This window comes from Mucilaginibacter lappiensis (genome assembly GCF_050433765.1).
Lineage (GTDB): Bacteria > Bacteroidota > Bacteroidia > Sphingobacteriales > Sphingobacteriaceae > Mucilaginibacter > Mucilaginibacter lappiensis_A.
Genome location: NZ_JBNPWP010000003.1, coordinates 391,290 through 407,674 on the forward strand (window position 1 = coordinate 391,290; position 16,385 = coordinate 407,674).

Annotated in this window: 8 protein-coding genes; 6 read left to right on the top strand and 2 right to left on the bottom strand. The window is 43.9% G+C overall.

All coding sequences use genetic code 11. The features are described 5' to 3' along the window. Positions 1-144: 144 nt before the first annotated feature. Positions 145-1,188 carry a glycoside hydrolase family 43 protein gene (locus tag M2273_RS11885; protein WP_429396996.1) on the bottom strand — a complete coding sequence of 348 codons (1,044 nt, stop codon included), beginning with the start codon at positions 1,186-1,188 and terminating at the stop codon, positions 145-147. Positions 1,189-1,206: 18 nt separating this feature from the next. Beyond that, complete coding sequence (locus M2273_RS11890; protein ID WP_429396998.1) at positions 1,207-5,202, bottom strand: hybrid sensor histidine kinase/response regulator transcription factor; 3,996 nt, start codon at positions 5,200-5,202, stop codon at positions 1,207-1,209. A 192-nt stretch (positions 5,203-5,394) separates the two neighbouring features. Between M2273_RS11890 and M2273_RS11895 the strand changes: the two genes are divergently transcribed. The 6 genes from M2273_RS11895 to M2273_RS11920 all read left to right on the top strand — a co-directional run bounded on the left by M2273_RS11895 (position 5,395) and on the right by M2273_RS11920 (position 16,383). Next, positions 5,395-8,619 carry a SusC/RagA family TonB-linked outer membrane protein gene (locus tag M2273_RS11895; protein WP_429397000.1) on the top strand — a complete coding sequence of 1,075 codons (3,225 nt, stop codon included), beginning with the start codon at positions 5,395-5,397 and terminating at the stop codon, positions 8,617-8,619. Between the two features lie 24 nt (positions 8,620-8,643). Continuing rightward, entirely contained in the window at positions 8,644-10,593 is a 1,950-nt protein-coding gene (locus M2273_RS11900; protein ID WP_429397002.1) for a RagB/SusD family nutrient uptake outer membrane protein, read from the top strand. Between the two features lie 4 nt (positions 10,594-10,597). After that, positions 10,598-11,296 carry a DUF3823 domain-containing protein gene (locus tag M2273_RS11905; protein ID WP_429397004.1) on the top strand — a complete coding sequence of 233 codons (699 nt, stop codon included), beginning with the start codon at positions 10,598-10,600 and terminating at the stop codon, positions 11,294-11,296. 88 nt (positions 11,297-11,384) lie between these two features. Beyond that, positions 11,385-13,226, top strand: coding sequence for a glycoside hydrolase family 2 protein (locus M2273_RS11910; protein WP_429397006.1), 1,842 nt, complete (start codon positions 11,385-11,387; stop codon positions 13,224-13,226). A 14-nt stretch (positions 13,227-13,240) separates the two neighbouring features. Then, positions 13,241-15,316, top strand: a complete 2,076-nt coding sequence (locus M2273_RS11915) for a beta-L-arabinofuranosidase domain-containing protein (protein ID WP_429397007.1) — start codon at positions 13,241-13,243, stop codon at positions 15,314-15,316. A 29-nt stretch (positions 15,317-15,345) separates the two neighbouring features. Next, positions 15,346-16,383 carry a family 43 glycosylhydrolase gene (locus tag M2273_RS11920; RefSeq protein WP_429397009.1) on the top strand — a complete coding sequence of 346 codons (1,038 nt, stop codon included), beginning with the start codon at positions 15,346-15,348 and terminating at the stop codon, positions 16,381-16,383. The last annotated feature ends 2 nt before the right edge of the window (positions 16,384-16,385 follow it).

Here is a 16,385-nt window from a genome sequence, read left to right on the forward strand (position 1 = left end):
GGCTCAGGGTGACAGGCCGTTTGAGTTTTATAAGACAGGTCATGCTGAACTTGTTTCAGCATCTCACAGGTAAGTTCACCTTTATGATGACCAACCTGTCCTGTGGGATGCCGAAATAAATTCGGCATGACTTGCTGTGGTCTGCTATTCGCCTGGAACAGGCAGCGCAGTACCCGCCTTTACAGGGATGCCAAAGTTTGGTGAACCATCTTTATTCCAGCTGAACTTTTGTGCCCGTGGCGAACGGTCCTTACCGCAGCCCTGGCCCGGTTTTGAGTTGGCATGGTAAAGTATCCAATCCTCCCTGCCGTTTGGCGATTTAAAAAATGAATTATGCCCAGGCGCATAAACTTCATTTTCGGGCGATTGTTTAAACACCGGCTCCGACGATTTTTTCCATGAAGCGGGATCAAGCAAATTGCTGTTAGTGGTTGTAGCAAGCATCCCAAGGGCATAATAATCCGTCCAGCAGCCGCTTGCCGAGTAAATGAGGAATAGCTTGTTGTTATGCACCAGTATTTCGGGGCCCTCGTTTACATTTACATGGGCCGGGTTGTTATCGTCATGCAGGTCGCCATATTTTTCCCATTGATATTCAGGGCTCGATATTTTAACACGTTCGCTGCTTATGGTAACAGGGTCTTTCATTTTGGCGATATAAATATTCTGCTGCCCGTTCACGTCGCCTTCCCAGCCGGCCCATATCATGTATAGCTGTCCTTTGTTTTCAAAAACCGATCCATCAATAGCCCATTTGTTGGTACTGTCGCCTACTTGTCCTTTAAATATCCATTCACCCAGCATCGGGTCCGCAGACGCGTTTTCAATTACGTATAAACGGTGATGGTTGTTATCCCCATCATCGGCAGCAAAGTACATATACCATTTGCCTTTCAAAAAATGCAGTTCAGGAGCCCATAACTCTTTGGAGTAGGCTGTACCAGTGGGCGGTGTCCATATTATTTTTTTCCCGGCCTTATCCAGGTCGGCTATATGTTTGGTTTTCCAGATCACGAGGTTGCGGCCAGTGGTGTTAGTATAGTAGTAATAACCGTTTTTGTATATAACCCAGGGATCGGCACCAGATGGTAGCAGCGGATTGGTGAATGTTGCAGCCTCTTTTTGCTGGGCGAAACAGGTAATGGTGGTAATTAATAAAAGGCAAAAAGCGCTTGTTATCTTTTTCATAGCTGATCAGGTAACCGGTTAAAGTGATCGTGTTTTAAGGTTTCGTTTGTTTTGCTGATACTCGGTAGGGGTAGTGCCAAACTGTTTTAAAAAGTTGCGGCCCAGGTGCGATTGAGAACTATAACCAACCATGCTGGCCACTTCGTATATTTTATAATCGCCGTCTTCCAGCAATTTTGCTGCTGCTTTTAAGCGGGTTATGTTAATGAGTTCATTAATAGTAAGGTTTGATATGGCTTTTACCTTGCGATACAGCGTAGGCTTGCTCATATTCATTAAACCTGCAATATGCTCCACATCAAGATCAGGGTTCTGGATGTTTTTGTTGATGGCCGCGTTCAGTCTGTCTAAAAAGCTTTCATCGGGTTTGGAGTAGGCCATGGTGTTGATATTGGCCAGCGGCGAACTTGCAAAATGCTCCCTTATTTTATTGCGATTGATGAGCAGGTTGGCTATTTGTACCTGCAAATGCTCGGGCGAGAATGGTTTTTCGATATAAGCATCGGCACCTACCTCCAGCCCTTCAATTTTACTTTGCAGGGTGTTTTTGGCGGTAAGCAGTATAATAGGGATATGGCTGTAATCAAAATTGGTCTTTATTTTTTTGCACAGCTCAAAGCCATCCATCACGGGCATCATTACATCACTAATAATGAGCTGAATGTTCTCTATCTCGATCATATCAAGCGCTTCCTGACCGTTAAGGGCTTTAATAACTGCATATTTTTCGCTCAGGTCGTCCGAAATAAAATCAAGTATCTCGGGGTTGTCGTCCACTAAAAGTATAATTGGTTTCATAAAGTCAAAATCCTCCTCTTTATTTTTATCAGTCAGTTCATAATCATCAGGTGTATTATACAGGTCAAACTCCTTTTCCTGGTGCACAGGCAGGGTAAGCATAAAAATATTCAGATCATTTACAGACTTGTTTAATACCAGCACCCCTTTATGCAGCTCGGCCAGTGAGCGGGATAAAGACAAACCTATACCGGTACCTATCTGCTTCTCTGATTCTTTGAGCCTGAAGAAAGGTTCAAAGATCTTTTCGCGCATTTCATAAGGCACTATATAGCCATTATTCCTAATCTCGATAGAAAAAGTGAAATCCTCTTCCTGGTGTTCCAGCAATTCTACCTCGACAACAGATTTGCCGTATTTAATGGCATTATTGATGAGGTTGCTTACAATTTTTGTAAAAGCCTCAATATCCACATAGGCGTATAAATTTTTATGCTGATGGATAAACTCATAACGCATATTCTTTTGCTCGGTCATGGGTTTAAACCTTAAAAAGGTATCGGCAAGCAGTTCGGTTATGTCTGTTTTAACAAAACTGAGGCTAAAGCCATTGGTTTCGGTCTTCCTGAAATCAAGCAGCTGGTTGGTGAGGTCCAAAAGCCGGTTGGTATTCTTTTCCATTATTTGGAGGTTGTTTTGAATATCAGGAACGCTCCCGGCTCTTTTAATCACCTTTTCCATGGGCCCTTTGATAAGGGTAAGTGGTGTACGGATCTCGTGCGCTACATTGGTGAAAAACTCTATTTTGGCATTATAAATCTGTTTCTCTTTATCATTTTCCAGGATCTCAATTAACCGTTTATTTTTTTCGCGGGTTTTAATGTGATACTGTCTCAGTAAATAATATACGGTAAGCAGTACGAGTAAGATATAAATAATATAAGCCCATACGCTTTCCCAAAACGGAGGGGTTATGGTAATTTCAAGCCGGGTTTCCTGCGGTGTCCATATACCGTTATAGTTTGCTGCTTTAACAATAAACGTATAATGTCCCGGTAAAAGCTGGGTGAAATAAACCTTTCTGTTTGTTTTTAATGCTGTCCACCCACGGTCAAGCCCCTTCATGATATATTTGTACTGGGTCATCTCGGGCGATGGATAGCTCAGCGCCGCGAAATCAATACTAAATGAGGATTGGTTATGATTCAGGTTAATTTGTTTGGTGCAAATAATTGACCGGTGCAACAATGAGTCGTTGCCATTAACAGAAATTTCCTGATTGTGAACCTGAAAACCGGTAATATACACCGGCGCGATAAAATCATTCTTTTTAAATTGCGAGGGGTTAAAACTTACCATTCCCTTTACACAGCCAAAATACATGGTGCCATCCGTATCTTTAAAAGCGGAGTTATAATTAAACTGGTCGCTCAGGAGGCCACTGGCCCTGGTATAAATTTTTATATTCCTGTTGGTTATATTTAAACATACCAGTCCGCGGGTTGTGCTTACCCAAATATTCTTATGGTCATCCTCCAAAATCCTGAAAACGTAGTTGCTGGGGAAACCACTGTTCAGGTCATAAAACTTATAGCTTTTCTTTACCGGGTCATAGTTCCACAAGCCCAAACCTTCTGTTGCAAACCATAACTGGTGATCGCTGTCTTCAAATATTCCGTTAACCGTACTGCTGTTAAACGCATTGGTTGAGGTATGGCTATCATTTAATTTGTAACCCGAATTATTGTCGGGATCATAAAAGTAAATGCCGTCATGTACAGTACCTACCCATATTTTTCCATTATGATCTTCTGTTATGCAGTAAATAAAATCATAAAAAGGAACGCTGTTTATAAGCGTAAAATCTTTGGTTGTGGTATTATACCTGTAAAGGCCGCGGGTAGTACCAACCAAAATAATGCCCGACCGGGTTTTGCAAAAGGTAATTATAAAATTACTTTTCAGCATGTTTTTTGCCTTGCCAGCCAGATAATACCTAACTACCTTGCCGCTGGGTATGTCCAGAATATCCAAACCACGTTCAAACGTGCCAATAAACAGTTCGTTACCGTTGGCCAGTAACCCATGTATGTTGGTGTTTGATATCCCGTTTTTAACACCGGGGTAATAATGTGTCCAGGTGCGTTTATCAGGACTTAACTTGTTCAGGCCATTATCTTCGGTGCCCATCCATAGGTTGCCGTACATGTCTTTGCAAATTTCGCGTACCACGTTACCATGCAGGCCGGTTTTATCAGAACCAGGATAGAATTTATTGAAGGTGGAGTATTGTTTTGGATAATAGTTTACCCCACCAAAGTAAGTCCCGGCCCAAACGCCGCCTTCGGCGTCTTTGTAAAGGGTGTAAATGGCATTGTCTGATATGGAATAAGGATCATTAAAATGCTTTTTAAGATTGATGAAAGTACCCTTTTGCACATCATAAATAAACACGCCCGATTCTGTAGCTATCCAAAACTCATTATCGGAGTATTTTACAAAGTCACGCACATATACCTCGGTTTTATCGGGGTTATAGGTTAAAAGATCCCGGTAGCTGCCTGTAACGCAATCAAACTCCTTAAAGCCCTGGTTGGTAGTACCTACAAATATTTTGTTATTGCCGGCGCTATATATTTTTTCGATAAAGTTTGAAGCTACCCATTTAGAGTTTTTAAACATACTATAGCTTATAAATGAGCGGCCTATGGTATCCAGTCTTTCTAATGAGCCTGTTGTTGATGATACCCAAATTGAGCCATCATTATTGATCGCTATTGATGTTGCTTCAAAATGCTGAAATGGTTTATAATCAGTTATTTTGCCTGATCTTATGTTGTACTTTGTAACTACTGGTCCGGCAACAAACCAGCAGTTATTGTTCTGGTCGTTCACAATGCACCGTACAGCATCGGTGTTTGACGCGTTTACATGTGTAAAATTTTCAGTTTTAAAATTGTATTTATCAAGTCCCTGGTCATTGCCTACCCACAAATTGCCATCCTTATCCAGACTTAGGGCGTGTATCATGTTGCTCGAAACACTCTTCTTATCCTTTGGATCATGCCTGAAAATTTTAAATGTATAACCATCAAAACGGTTAAGCCCATCCTTGGTTCCAAACCATAAAAATCCATGCTTATCCTGCAGGGTGCAGTAAACCGTGTTGTTTGACAGGCCCTGTTCTACCTGGTAATGCTTGAAGTAATACGACTGTGCATGGCAGACATGAAAGGGCAGGAGAAATAATAAGTAAATTAAATATGTAGGTCTCAAAATCGTTCGTTGAAACAAATATAGCCATTCTCTCCAAGGGTTTTCGTCCTGGTAAAAAATGATACTTTTTGACTAATAATTGATATGATTTGGTTAATAAACAGCAAACAAAATCCTTTTTCTTTACAGTATAATTTAAATCTGTCAATCGTACATTTTTAAATTAAAACTTAACCAATTAATAAATTATTTATGAGAAAATTTTTACTACTCAGGCAAGTAGGGTATTTCCGCTTGCAATGGCCGCCCAGTAAATGGGGCCAAAAAGTAACATTAATTATTTTTTCCTGCATGATTTACCTGCTTGTTTCGTTTCCGGCATCAGCCCAAAACAAATTTCAGGTGAGTGGTACCGTTGCCGACACTACGGGCGAGGTATTAACCGGTGTAGCGATCAGGGTGAAAGGAACCCAGGCCGGTACAACAACTGATGTTAAAGGAAAATTTAATCTTACTGCTCCCGATGCCAACGGGACTTTGGTAGTTAGCTATATAGGCTTTACTACCCAGGAAGTGCCTATAAATGGCCGCTCAATTATCAATATCCGCCTTAAATCTGCAAACTCTTCCCTGCAGGAAATTGTGGTAACAGGGTATGGTACACAGCGGCGGGAATCAATAACAGGCGCCATATCCAGCGTAACCAGTAAAGATCTGGAGCGGGTACATGCCGGTTCAACGGTAAGTACCGGACTGGCGGGTAAAATTCCGGGCGTAACGTTCAGGCAATCTGAAGGCCGGCCAGGAGCAAGCGCCAGCATCCAGATCCGTAACATGGGTTCGCCATTGTATGTAATTGATGGCATACAGCAGGATGAAGGCCAGTTTAACAACCTTTCACCAAATGATGTGGAAAGTATTACCGTGTTAAAGGATGGTTCGGCTGCTATATATGGTGTGCGCGCGGCCAATGGCGTGGTGGTGGTAACTACCAAAAAGGGATCGGGCGAAAGCCGCATTAATATTGATGCTTATACCGGTTATCAAAACTGGACAAGGTTCCCCAATGTGCTTACCAGCTCTTATGATTATATGCGTTACAAGGCCGAAGCTGATGTGAACACCAATGGTTCAACCAGCATAACCCCGGCCGAGCTTGATAAATACAAAGCAGGTACCGATCCGGCTTACCGCAGCTTTAACTGGCGCGATTACGTTTTGAAAAGCAATAACAACGCTCCTCAAAATTCGGTTAACGCCAACTTTACCGGCGGTACAGACAAGGTTAACTATTATGTATCGGCAACTAACCTGTTTCAAAACTCGCAGCTGGGTAAGGAGTATAAATTTAACCGCTCCAATATCCAGTCGAACGTTTCTGTTAAGGTTGCTAATGGTTTAAAAGTGAGCCTGGATATTAACGGCCGTATTGAAACCCGCGAAAATCCGGGTGTACCGGGCGGCGATGATTACTTTTTAGCCAAGTTTGCCGTATTAAGGAACACCCCGTTAGAGCGGCCGTATGCCAATGATAACCCCGCGTATCTGAATGATATTGGGCATACTGAATCAAATTACGCGTTTTTAAATAAAGACCTGTCGGGTTTATATCATAGCGACTGGCGTGTTCTGCAAACCAACTTTAATGCCGAATATCAGATACCCGGTGTTAAGGGCTTAACGCTTAAAGGATTATACTCCTATTATATTGCCGATTACTTGCTTAATAACCAGGAGTATACCTACAACGCTTACACCTATAGGCCCGCAACCGGCGCTTATGATGTAACCGGTGGTAGTACCAACCCGTGGCGCGAGCGCGAACAAAGAAAAGAGTTTGCAAAAACTATGCAAGCCCAGTTAAACTACAATAATACGTTTGGCAAAAGCACTATAGGTGCCACCTTTGTTGCAGAGCGTATTGAGCTTAACCATTTGAGGAACTGGATCCATGCTTCGCCAATTTCAAATAATTTGCCGCTCATTTATTTTCCTACTACTGATCAGTATCAGGATAGTGATAATAAAGAGGCCCGCATTGGCTACATAGGCCGTGTAAACTATAACTACGATAATAAATACTATTTAGAGGCTTCGGCCAGGAGGGATGCATCTTATTTGTTTGCTCCCGATAGGCGGGTAGGTTATTTCCCTGGCGTATCTGCCGGTTGGAGAATAACCCAGGAAGGTTTTATGAAAAGCCTTTTGGGCGAAAACAGCATACTTAACGACTTAAAGATCCGTGGATCATATGGTGTATTGGGTGATGACAGGGATCCTAATAATACAGCTAACCCTATCGTTCCGGCTTATGCCTATTTGCCCGGATATAACTACAACCAGGGTACCGCGATATTGGATGGTAACGCCATAACCGTATCAAGGGATAAAGGTATCCCGGTTAACCGTATCTCGTGGTTAAAAAGCAAGATCACCGATGTGGGTATGGATTTTAGCTTGCTGAACAATAAGTTAACAGGATCGGTTGATTATTTTTACAGAAAACGTACCGGCCTGCTGGGTACTAAAAATGATGTTATAGTACCAATTGAAATAGGTTACTCACTACCGCAGGAAAACGCTAACAGCGATGCCCAGTATGGCGAGGAGATTTCCCTGAACTATAACAATAAAATTGGGCAGGTAAGCTTTAATGTGGGTGGTAATTTTTCATTTACCCGCTCTAAAGATCTTACGCAATACAATCCGCTATTCTATAACTCGTGGGATCAATACCGCAACTCTACCCAAAACAGGTACTCACACATCGACTGGGGGTATGAGGTAATTGGTCAGTTCACATCACAGGAGCAGATCAATAATTACACCATCAATAATGATGGCAAGGGCAACCGTTCTCTGCTGCCCGGCGACCTGATGTATCGAGATCAGAATGGCGATGGTAAGATTGACCAGTATGACGAACGCCCTGTTGGCTTTGGTGGTGGTAAACAGCCTAATATTAACTTCGGTTTTACACTTGGTGCCGCGTATAAAGGTTTTGATTTTCATGCCGATTTCTCGGGAGCTGCCGGTTATACCTGGTTCCAGAACTATGAATCAAGATGGGCTTTTCAGAATAACGGAAACTTAAACAGCATTTTCGAAGACAGATGGCACCATTCAGATCCATTTAATGTGAACAGCACATGGGTACCGGGTAAATATCCTGCAAACAGGGTTAATCCGGGTTTTGGCCACAGTGATTATGAACTAAATGGACAGCGGAATTCAACCTTCTGGCTGCACAGTGTAAAATACTTAAGGGCCAGAACTATAGAGCTGGGTTATTCATTGCCATCACAATGGTTAACCAGGGTTAAGATCAAACGAGCAAGATTTTATGTAAATGCGTACAACCTGTTTTCGTTCGATAACCTGAAGCAATACTCCGTTGACCCCGAAGTTAACGACGATAACGGGCTTCAATTCCCTCAAAGCAAGGTGCTCAACTTTGGTGTTAATTTAACCTTTTAATTGATCCCCTAAGTTTAAATTCAAATGAAAAAAATATTATCAATAACCATGTTTGCAATTCTGTTAGGTACAGGATCATGCAAAAAAGATAGTGCATTTTTAGATGTGCCGCCAAAGCAGGTACTGCCTACTGAGCTGGCCTTTTCAGACCCGGCCCTGGTGTTATCCATATTGGGCGACTTATATAACAGGCAAAGAGATTTTTCAAGTCTGGATGGATATCCGTCCAGAGAATATCCTTTATCCCCTTCAGGTGATACCGAACCCGGGTGGCGCACTTTTGCCGATTTTAGCGAAGCCTTTCCATCAGAGAATGGCAGTAGTTTTATTGTACAAAGAACTGGCTGGGACTATGGGGAATGGAAAATTTGGGATTATGGTTACATCCGCGATCTTAACCTGTTTATCCAAAGAGCTACGGCAGCGACCAAACTTACTGATGGCGATAAAACCCGTTTTATAGCCGAAGCCCGGTTCCTGCGTGCCAATTACTATTTTGAAATGGTTAAGAGGATGGGTGGGGTACCGCTTATTACCGATCCGCTTGCTTATGATTATACAGGAAATGTTACACCGCTGCAAAAGCCACGCGCTAAGGAATCAGAAATATATGATTTTGTGATAAGCGAGGCCGAGGCCATTAAGGATCTGTTACCGGCCGATGTTAATGAAAAGTCAAGGGCAACTAAAGCCGCCGCGTTAGCGATGGAGGCAAGGGCTGCTTTATATGCAGGTTCTATAGCCAAATACGGCGCTACTACGCCACAGGTTTCCTTGTCTGGCGGCGAAGTTGGTATACCTGCCGGCATGGCCAGCGGATATTATACTAAAGCTTTAGCTGCGGCGCAGGCCATTATTAATGGCACCGCGGGTACCTATCAGCTTTATAAAGTGCTGCCTGATCTGGCTGATAATTTTGCTGCCGTTTTTCTGGATAAAAGCAGTGTTAACCAGGAATCAATATTTGTAGAGGATTTTAAAGTAAACAGCGGCAGGGTGCATGGCTTTACTACCAACGATCAGCCATTTTCTATATCTGACGAAGGTTTGGATGCAGGGCGTTTAAACCCATCATTGAACCTGGTTGAAGCCTTTGAAAAACTGGATAACACTTATGCGCCAATGGCAACCAAAGATGGCTCTGGCAACCCAATATACTACGCGAACCAGCTGGATATTTTTGCCGGCCGCGATGCAAGACTTGCCGGTACCATACTTTTACCTGGTGGTTCATTTAAAGGTAAAAAGACCGATGTTTGGGCAGGCTATCAGTTAGCAGATGGCAGTGTACTTACCAGTGATGATGCGGGGCATTTAAAACCACTGCCAGGCACATCAACAGCAGTACAGGTAGTAGGTAAAGATGGCGTGGTAAACGGCCAGGAGTTTAGGTCACAAACCGGTTTTTATATTCGTAAATATCTTGATCCAACGGTAGGTTCAGGGCGTAGGGGCCGTGGCAGCGATGTTGCCTTTATCCGCTACCGTTATGCCGAAGTTTTGTTAAATGCTGCTGAAGCGGCTTTTGAATTGGGCCAAACATCAGTAGCTGCCGGTTATATGAACCAGGTAAGAGCCCGCGTTGGTTTAACAACCCCGCTAACAACTGCTGATATTACGTTTGACAGGATTGTTCATGAACGCCGTGTGGAACTGGTATTTGAAGGACACACCCTGTTTGATATGAAACGCTGGCGACTGGCAACCTCCGTTTGGGACGGTACCCCTATGACCGTTACAGACCTGGTTACCAACATCGGCAACGCCAAAAAACGTAACACGCAGCCTTATGGTTTATGGCCATATAAATATTACAATCCGGGTAATGCTAACAACGGTAAGTGGCTATTTAAAGAAGTGTTACCGGCCCCTGTAACCGGACGTAACAGGTTTCAGTTAGGTAATTATTACTCACAAATTGGTAATGATGTAATATCGGCCAATCCTAAAATTGTTAAACAACCAAATCAATAAGATCATGAAAATGAAATTTCATTATATCATACTGGCGCTCTTGCTGGCAACCGTGGGTTGTAAGAAAGATAATTATGACGCGCCTTCATTAAAGCTTACCGGCAGGTTGGTGTACAAGGGCGAAGCCATAGGAGTTGAATACAACCAGGTGCCTTATGAGCTTTATCAACCGGGTTTTGGTAAAGTAGGCCCTATCGGTCAAACCTTTGGGCAGGATGGTACATACTCGTCCCTGGTGTTTAAGGGTAACTATAAATTTACCATTCCGCCTAATCAGGGCCCATTCCTGTGGAAGGAACTATCCTCGGGTAAAAGGGATTCTGTGGCTGTTTCGCTTACAGGAAGTCAAACTTTAGATGTAGAGGTAACACCGTTCTACATGATCAGGGATGCCAAACTAACTGCCGCCAGCGGAAAAGTAACGGCTAATTTCAACATTGAAAAAGTGGTTACCGATGCCAACGCGAAGGATATCGACAGGGTGAGCTTATACATCAACAAAACCCAGTTTGTATCCGGTGGCGATAATATCGCGGTCACTGATCTTGCCGGATCAGCCATCGGCAGCTTAAATAACATCACCATGAACGTGAATATTCCTGGTATTTCGCCCTCACAAAACTATGTTTTTGCCCGTGTAGGCATCAAGATAGCCGGGGTGGAGGATATGATATTTTCGCCATTGGTGAAGTTGTCGTACTAAATACAGTAAATTAGGGTCATGCTTAGGTATGACCCTAATTTTAAAATGTAACTCTTTAATATTCTATTACTGACCCTGTTAACACCTGATGGAAAAACGTAATCTTTGTTTATCGCTCTTAATCTCAGCTACATTATCAGCCAATGCTCAAGAAAGTAACTGGCATCTCCTAAAAGATAAGATCACCACGCCCTGGGCCGAAAAGGTTGATCCGAAGGCGCCACTGCCCGAATATCCCCGGCCGCAACTGGTTAGGGCCAACTGGCAAAACTTAAATGGGTTGTGGAGTTATGCTATAGTCCCCAAAGCGGTAACCGGACCGGCTAAATACACAGGTGAAATACTGGTTCCTTTCGCGGTAGAATCCGCACTTTCAGGTGTTGGTAAAACAGTGGGTAAAGACAGTATGCTCTGGTACAAAACCACCATCAGCCTCAACAAAACCATAAAAGGTAAGGATGTGCTGCTGCATTTTGGCGCGGTTGACTGGCGTACCGAGGTTTTTGTGAACGGCAAAAGCGCAGGTATACACGAGGGCGGTTTTGATCCCTTTACATTTAATATAACCCCATATTTAAAAGGCGGCTCCAAGCAAGAAATAAAAGTAAGCGTGTGGGACCCAACAGATGATGGTCCGCAGCCGCGTGGTAAACAAGTTAAAAAGCCTGAAGGTATCTGGTACACACCAGTTACCGGTATATGGCAAACCGTTTGGCTGGAAGGTGTGGCTAAAACCCATATTGAAGCCACCAAACAAACCCCCAATATTGACGATCATACACTTACGGTTTCGGCCGAAGTTACCAATAGCCAACCCGGCGATAAGTTAAAAATCACCGCCTGGGATGGCAAAACACAGGTTGACGAAAAAATAATAGACGCGGGCGGCACAGCTGTTCTGAATATTAAAGATCAGAAGCTGTGGTCAACAACCAGTCCTTTCCTGTATGATTTGCAGGTAGCTGTCATCAGGAATAATAAACCGGTTGATGAAGTAAAAAGTTATTTCGCCATGCGTAAAATATCATTAGGCCCTGATGCTAATGGCGTACAGCGCATGTTGCTGAACAATAAGTTCGTATTTGAATACGGTCCGCTTGATCAGGGTTGGTGGCCCGACGGTTTGTACACTCCGCCAACCGATGAGGCCATGAACTTTGATATTGATAAGCTTAAAGCGATGGGCTTTAACATGATCCGCAAGCACATTAAGGTTGAGCCAGCCCGTTATTACACCTATTGCGATAAAACGGGTATGCTGCTATGGCAGGATATGCCCAGCGGCGATCTGGGTAACCATTGGGAAAACAGACCCGGCGTATTAGATAAAGCGACAGATCAGCAGCGCACGCCAGAGTCTGAAGGCTACTACCGTAAGGAGTGGAACGCTATTATCAACGCATTGTATAATTACCCATGCATTGTAGTTTGGACACCATTTAACGAAGCCTGGGGACAATTTAAAACCGTAGAGATCACCGAATGGACAATGAAAAAAGATCCGTCGAGATTGGTGAACAGCGCCAGTGGCGGTAACTTTTATACCACCGGTCATATAGTCGATCTGCATAATTATCCGCACCCGGCCATGCCACGGCCCGAAATATTTGGCAAAACACAAGCCGTAGTTTTAGGCGAGTTTGGCGGTTTAGGCTGGCCTGTTGACGGGCATACCTGGCAAGCCAATAAAAACTGGGGTTACCGGAACTTCAAAAATGCTGATGATCTGTTTAAAGTGTATAGCTCTTTTACCGACAGGTTGCAGGAGTTAATTAAATTAGGCTTGTCTGCAGCGGTATATACCCAAACTACCGACGTGGAAGGGGAGGTGAACGGTTTCATGACCTATGACCGTAAAGTAATTAAAATGCCTGTTGAACAGTTACAAAAGGTGAACGTTAAACTGTATGATCCATCGTTAGTAAAATAATACACCAGCCAGTTATGCATTTTAAAAACAAAATAAATTCCATTAAAAAAGGCCTTTGCATCACCGCGGCTTTAGCATGTTCAGGTATGTACACCGCAACTGCTCAAACAGGTGTAAAAGCAACCACGATAACCAAAGTTAATAACGAGCAGTTAAATGCTTTTTATGTGAATAATCGTGCCCCGCTGCAAAAGCAATATTTTACCAAATTGCCTGTAGGGAGTATAAAGGCCGGTGGCTGGTTAAAAAAAGCGCTGGAACTGCAACGCGATGGCCTCACCGGTAATTTAGGTGAGATCAGCGTATGGCTATCTAAAACAGACAATGCCTGGCTGAATAAAGAAGGCAAAGGCAAATATGGCTGGGAGGAACTGCCTTATTGGTTAAAGGGCTACGCCAACATCGGCTATATGCTGGGCGATAAAAAGATGATTGCCGAAGCAAAGTTTTGGATTGACGCGGTACTGAACAACCAGCGTGATAACGGCGATTTTGGCCCGGACAGAACGAATAAAGGGAACCGCGACCTGTGGACAAACATGCCGATGTTATGGTGCCTGCAATCGTATTATGAATACACCAAAGATCCCCGGGTGATCCCCTTCATGACCAAGTATTTTAAGTATGAGCTATCCATACCTGATAATAAGTTTTTAGAAGATTATTGGGAAAACAGCCGTGGCGGCGATAACATGACCAGTGTATACTGGCTGTACAATCGTACCGGCGATAAATTTCTGCTTGACCTTGCCGCCAAGCTTGATAAAAATACCGCCAACTGGCGCCAGGCTAACGACCTGCCCAACTGGCATAATGTAAACGTGGCCCAATGTTTCAGGGAGCCGGCAACGTTTTACCTGCAAAGCCATGATCAAAAAGATCTGGACGCTACCTATAACGATTTTAAACTGATCCGTACCATATATGGCCAGGTTCCGGGTGGTATGTTTGGTGCCGATGAAAATGCTCGTAAAGGCTATGATGACCCGCGCCAGGCAATTGAAACCTGTGGCATGGTAGAGCAAATGACATCAGACCAAATGCTGCTGGCCAATACCGGCGACCGCTCCTGGGCCGAGAACTGTGAGGATGTGGCATTTAACACCTTTTCGGCTGCCTTTATGCCCGATTACCGGTCATTGCGCTATTTAACCGCGCCCAATATGGTGGTGAGCGACAGCAAAAACCATAATCCGGGCATAGCTAACGAAGGTCCGTTTTTAATGATGAACCCCTTTAGCAGCCGTTGCTGCCAGCATAATCATGCTGCCGGCTGGGTTTATTATGCCGAGAACAGCTGGATGGCCACTCCCGACAATGGCTTAGCGGCTGGGCTTTATACACAAGGGCAGGTTAATGCCAAAGTGGGCAACGGAGTAGCTGTAACTTTAACCGAAACCACTAAATATCCTTTTGAGGATCAGGTGAATTTTACGGTAAATACTGCAAAGGCGGTGAATTTTCCACTTTACCTGCGTATACCTGAGTGGTGTAAGGGGGCAACCGTAAAAGTAAATGGTGTGCCCGTGCAAGTAAATACAAACACAGGAGATTATATAAAACTGGCCAAAACCTGGAAAAACGGCGATAAAGTGACCCTGCATCTACCTATGCAATTAAAAGTACGCCAATGGGCTGCCAACAAGAACAGTGTGAGCGTAAATTATGGCCCGCTTACTTATTCACTGAAAATTGATGAGCAGTACACCGAAAAAGATGGAAGGGAGTCAACCCAGGGCGATTCGCACTGGCAACCTACCGCCGATCCGGGCAAATGGCCATCGTATGAGATTCACCCAGCATCAGCCTGGAACTATGGTTTGGTGATTGATCAGCAGCATCCCGAAAATTCAATTGAGATCATTCACAAGAACTGGCCAAAGGACAATAATCCTTTTACCAATGCCAATGCACCGATAGAGCTCAAGGCAAAAGGCAAAAAAATTCCCGGCTGGACAATTGATCAATATGGACTTTGCGGCGTATTACCTCAAAGCCCGGTAAAAACCGATCAGCCTGTAGCTCAGTTAATACTCGTTCCAATGGGAGGGGCAAGGTTAAGGATCTCGTCATTTCCGGTGGCTGAATAAATGGATTTTAAACTTATAACTACATAAAATTGAAAGGTATTATCAAGTGTTTAGCCCTGTTACTGTTATGTAATATACAGGCAAAAGCGCAAACTCCGGAAGCGATAACCCATCAGCCGCCATCGCCGCTTTACCGCGACCCAATATATGATGGCGCGGCCGATCCTGTTTTGGCCTATAACCATGCCGAAAAGGAGTGGACGATGTTGTATACCCAGCGCAGGGCAAATGTGCAATCGCCGGGTGTGGCATATTGTTATGGCTCGGCCATAGGGGTGGCTACCTCAAAAGATCATGGGCATAGCTGGGTATATAAAGGAGCTTTGAATTTAGAATTTGAGCAGGGGCAAAATACCTTTTGGGCGCCTGATGTGATTTACGATAAAGGTATTTACCACATGTTTGTGGTTTACATCCGGGGTGTTTACACCCAATGGGGCGGCGACGCGCATTTGGTACATTATACCAGTAAAAACCTTTGGAACTGGAAGTATGAGGGAAAGTTAAACCTGCCCGATCATAACATCATCGACCCAACACTAATGAAACTTCCTGATGGTAAATGGCACATGTGGTATAAAGACCAAAAACTGGGCAGTATCACCATGACGGCCCAGAGTACCGACTTTGTGAACTGGAAAGTTGATGATAAGCCCGCTATTGGCGGCAAGGCACATGAAGGCCCCAAGATTTTCAGGTTTAAAAACTATTACTGGATGATAACCGACGAGTGGCATGGCCAGCAGGTTTACCGTTCAAAAGATGCACAAACATGGGAGCAGCAGGGTTTGGTACTGGATACACCCGGCCATCGTCGCGATGATACCCCAACCGGCGCTCATGCCGATGTAGTAGTAAGCGGTGATCACGCTTATATCATTTACTTTACCCACCCCGGCCGCAAAACGCACCAGGATAGTGGGGAATTGGATAAGGATGGCTGCTATTCCTATTCAACCAAGCGCACATCCATCCACGCCGCCGAACTGGAGTTTAATAACGGCACACTAACCTGCGACCGGGATAAACCATTCAATTTTTGGCTTGATGATATGAATGATAAATAATT

Coding starts and splice junctions, on each gene's coding strand:
- M2273_RS11915 (WP_429397007.1), top strand. CDS start 13,241: ATGCATTTTAAAAACAAAATAAATTCCATTAAAAAAGGCCTTTGCATC.
- M2273_RS11895 (WP_429397000.1), top strand. CDS start 5,395: ATGAGAAAATTTTTACTACTCAGGCAAGTAGGGTATTTCCGCTTGCAA.
- M2273_RS11905 (WP_429397004.1), top strand. CDS start 10,598: ATGAAAATGAAATTTCATTATATCATACTGGCGCTCTTGCTGGCAACC.
- M2273_RS11900 (WP_429397002.1), top strand. CDS start 8,644: ATGAAAAAAATATTATCAATAACCATGTTTGCAATTCTGTTAGGTACA.
- M2273_RS11910 (WP_429397006.1), top strand. CDS start 11,385: ATGGAAAAACGTAATCTTTGTTTATCGCTCTTAATCTCAGCTACATTA.
- M2273_RS11885 (WP_429396996.1), bottom strand. CDS start 1,188: ATGAAAAAGATAACAAGCGCTTTTTGCCTTTTATTAATTACCACCATT.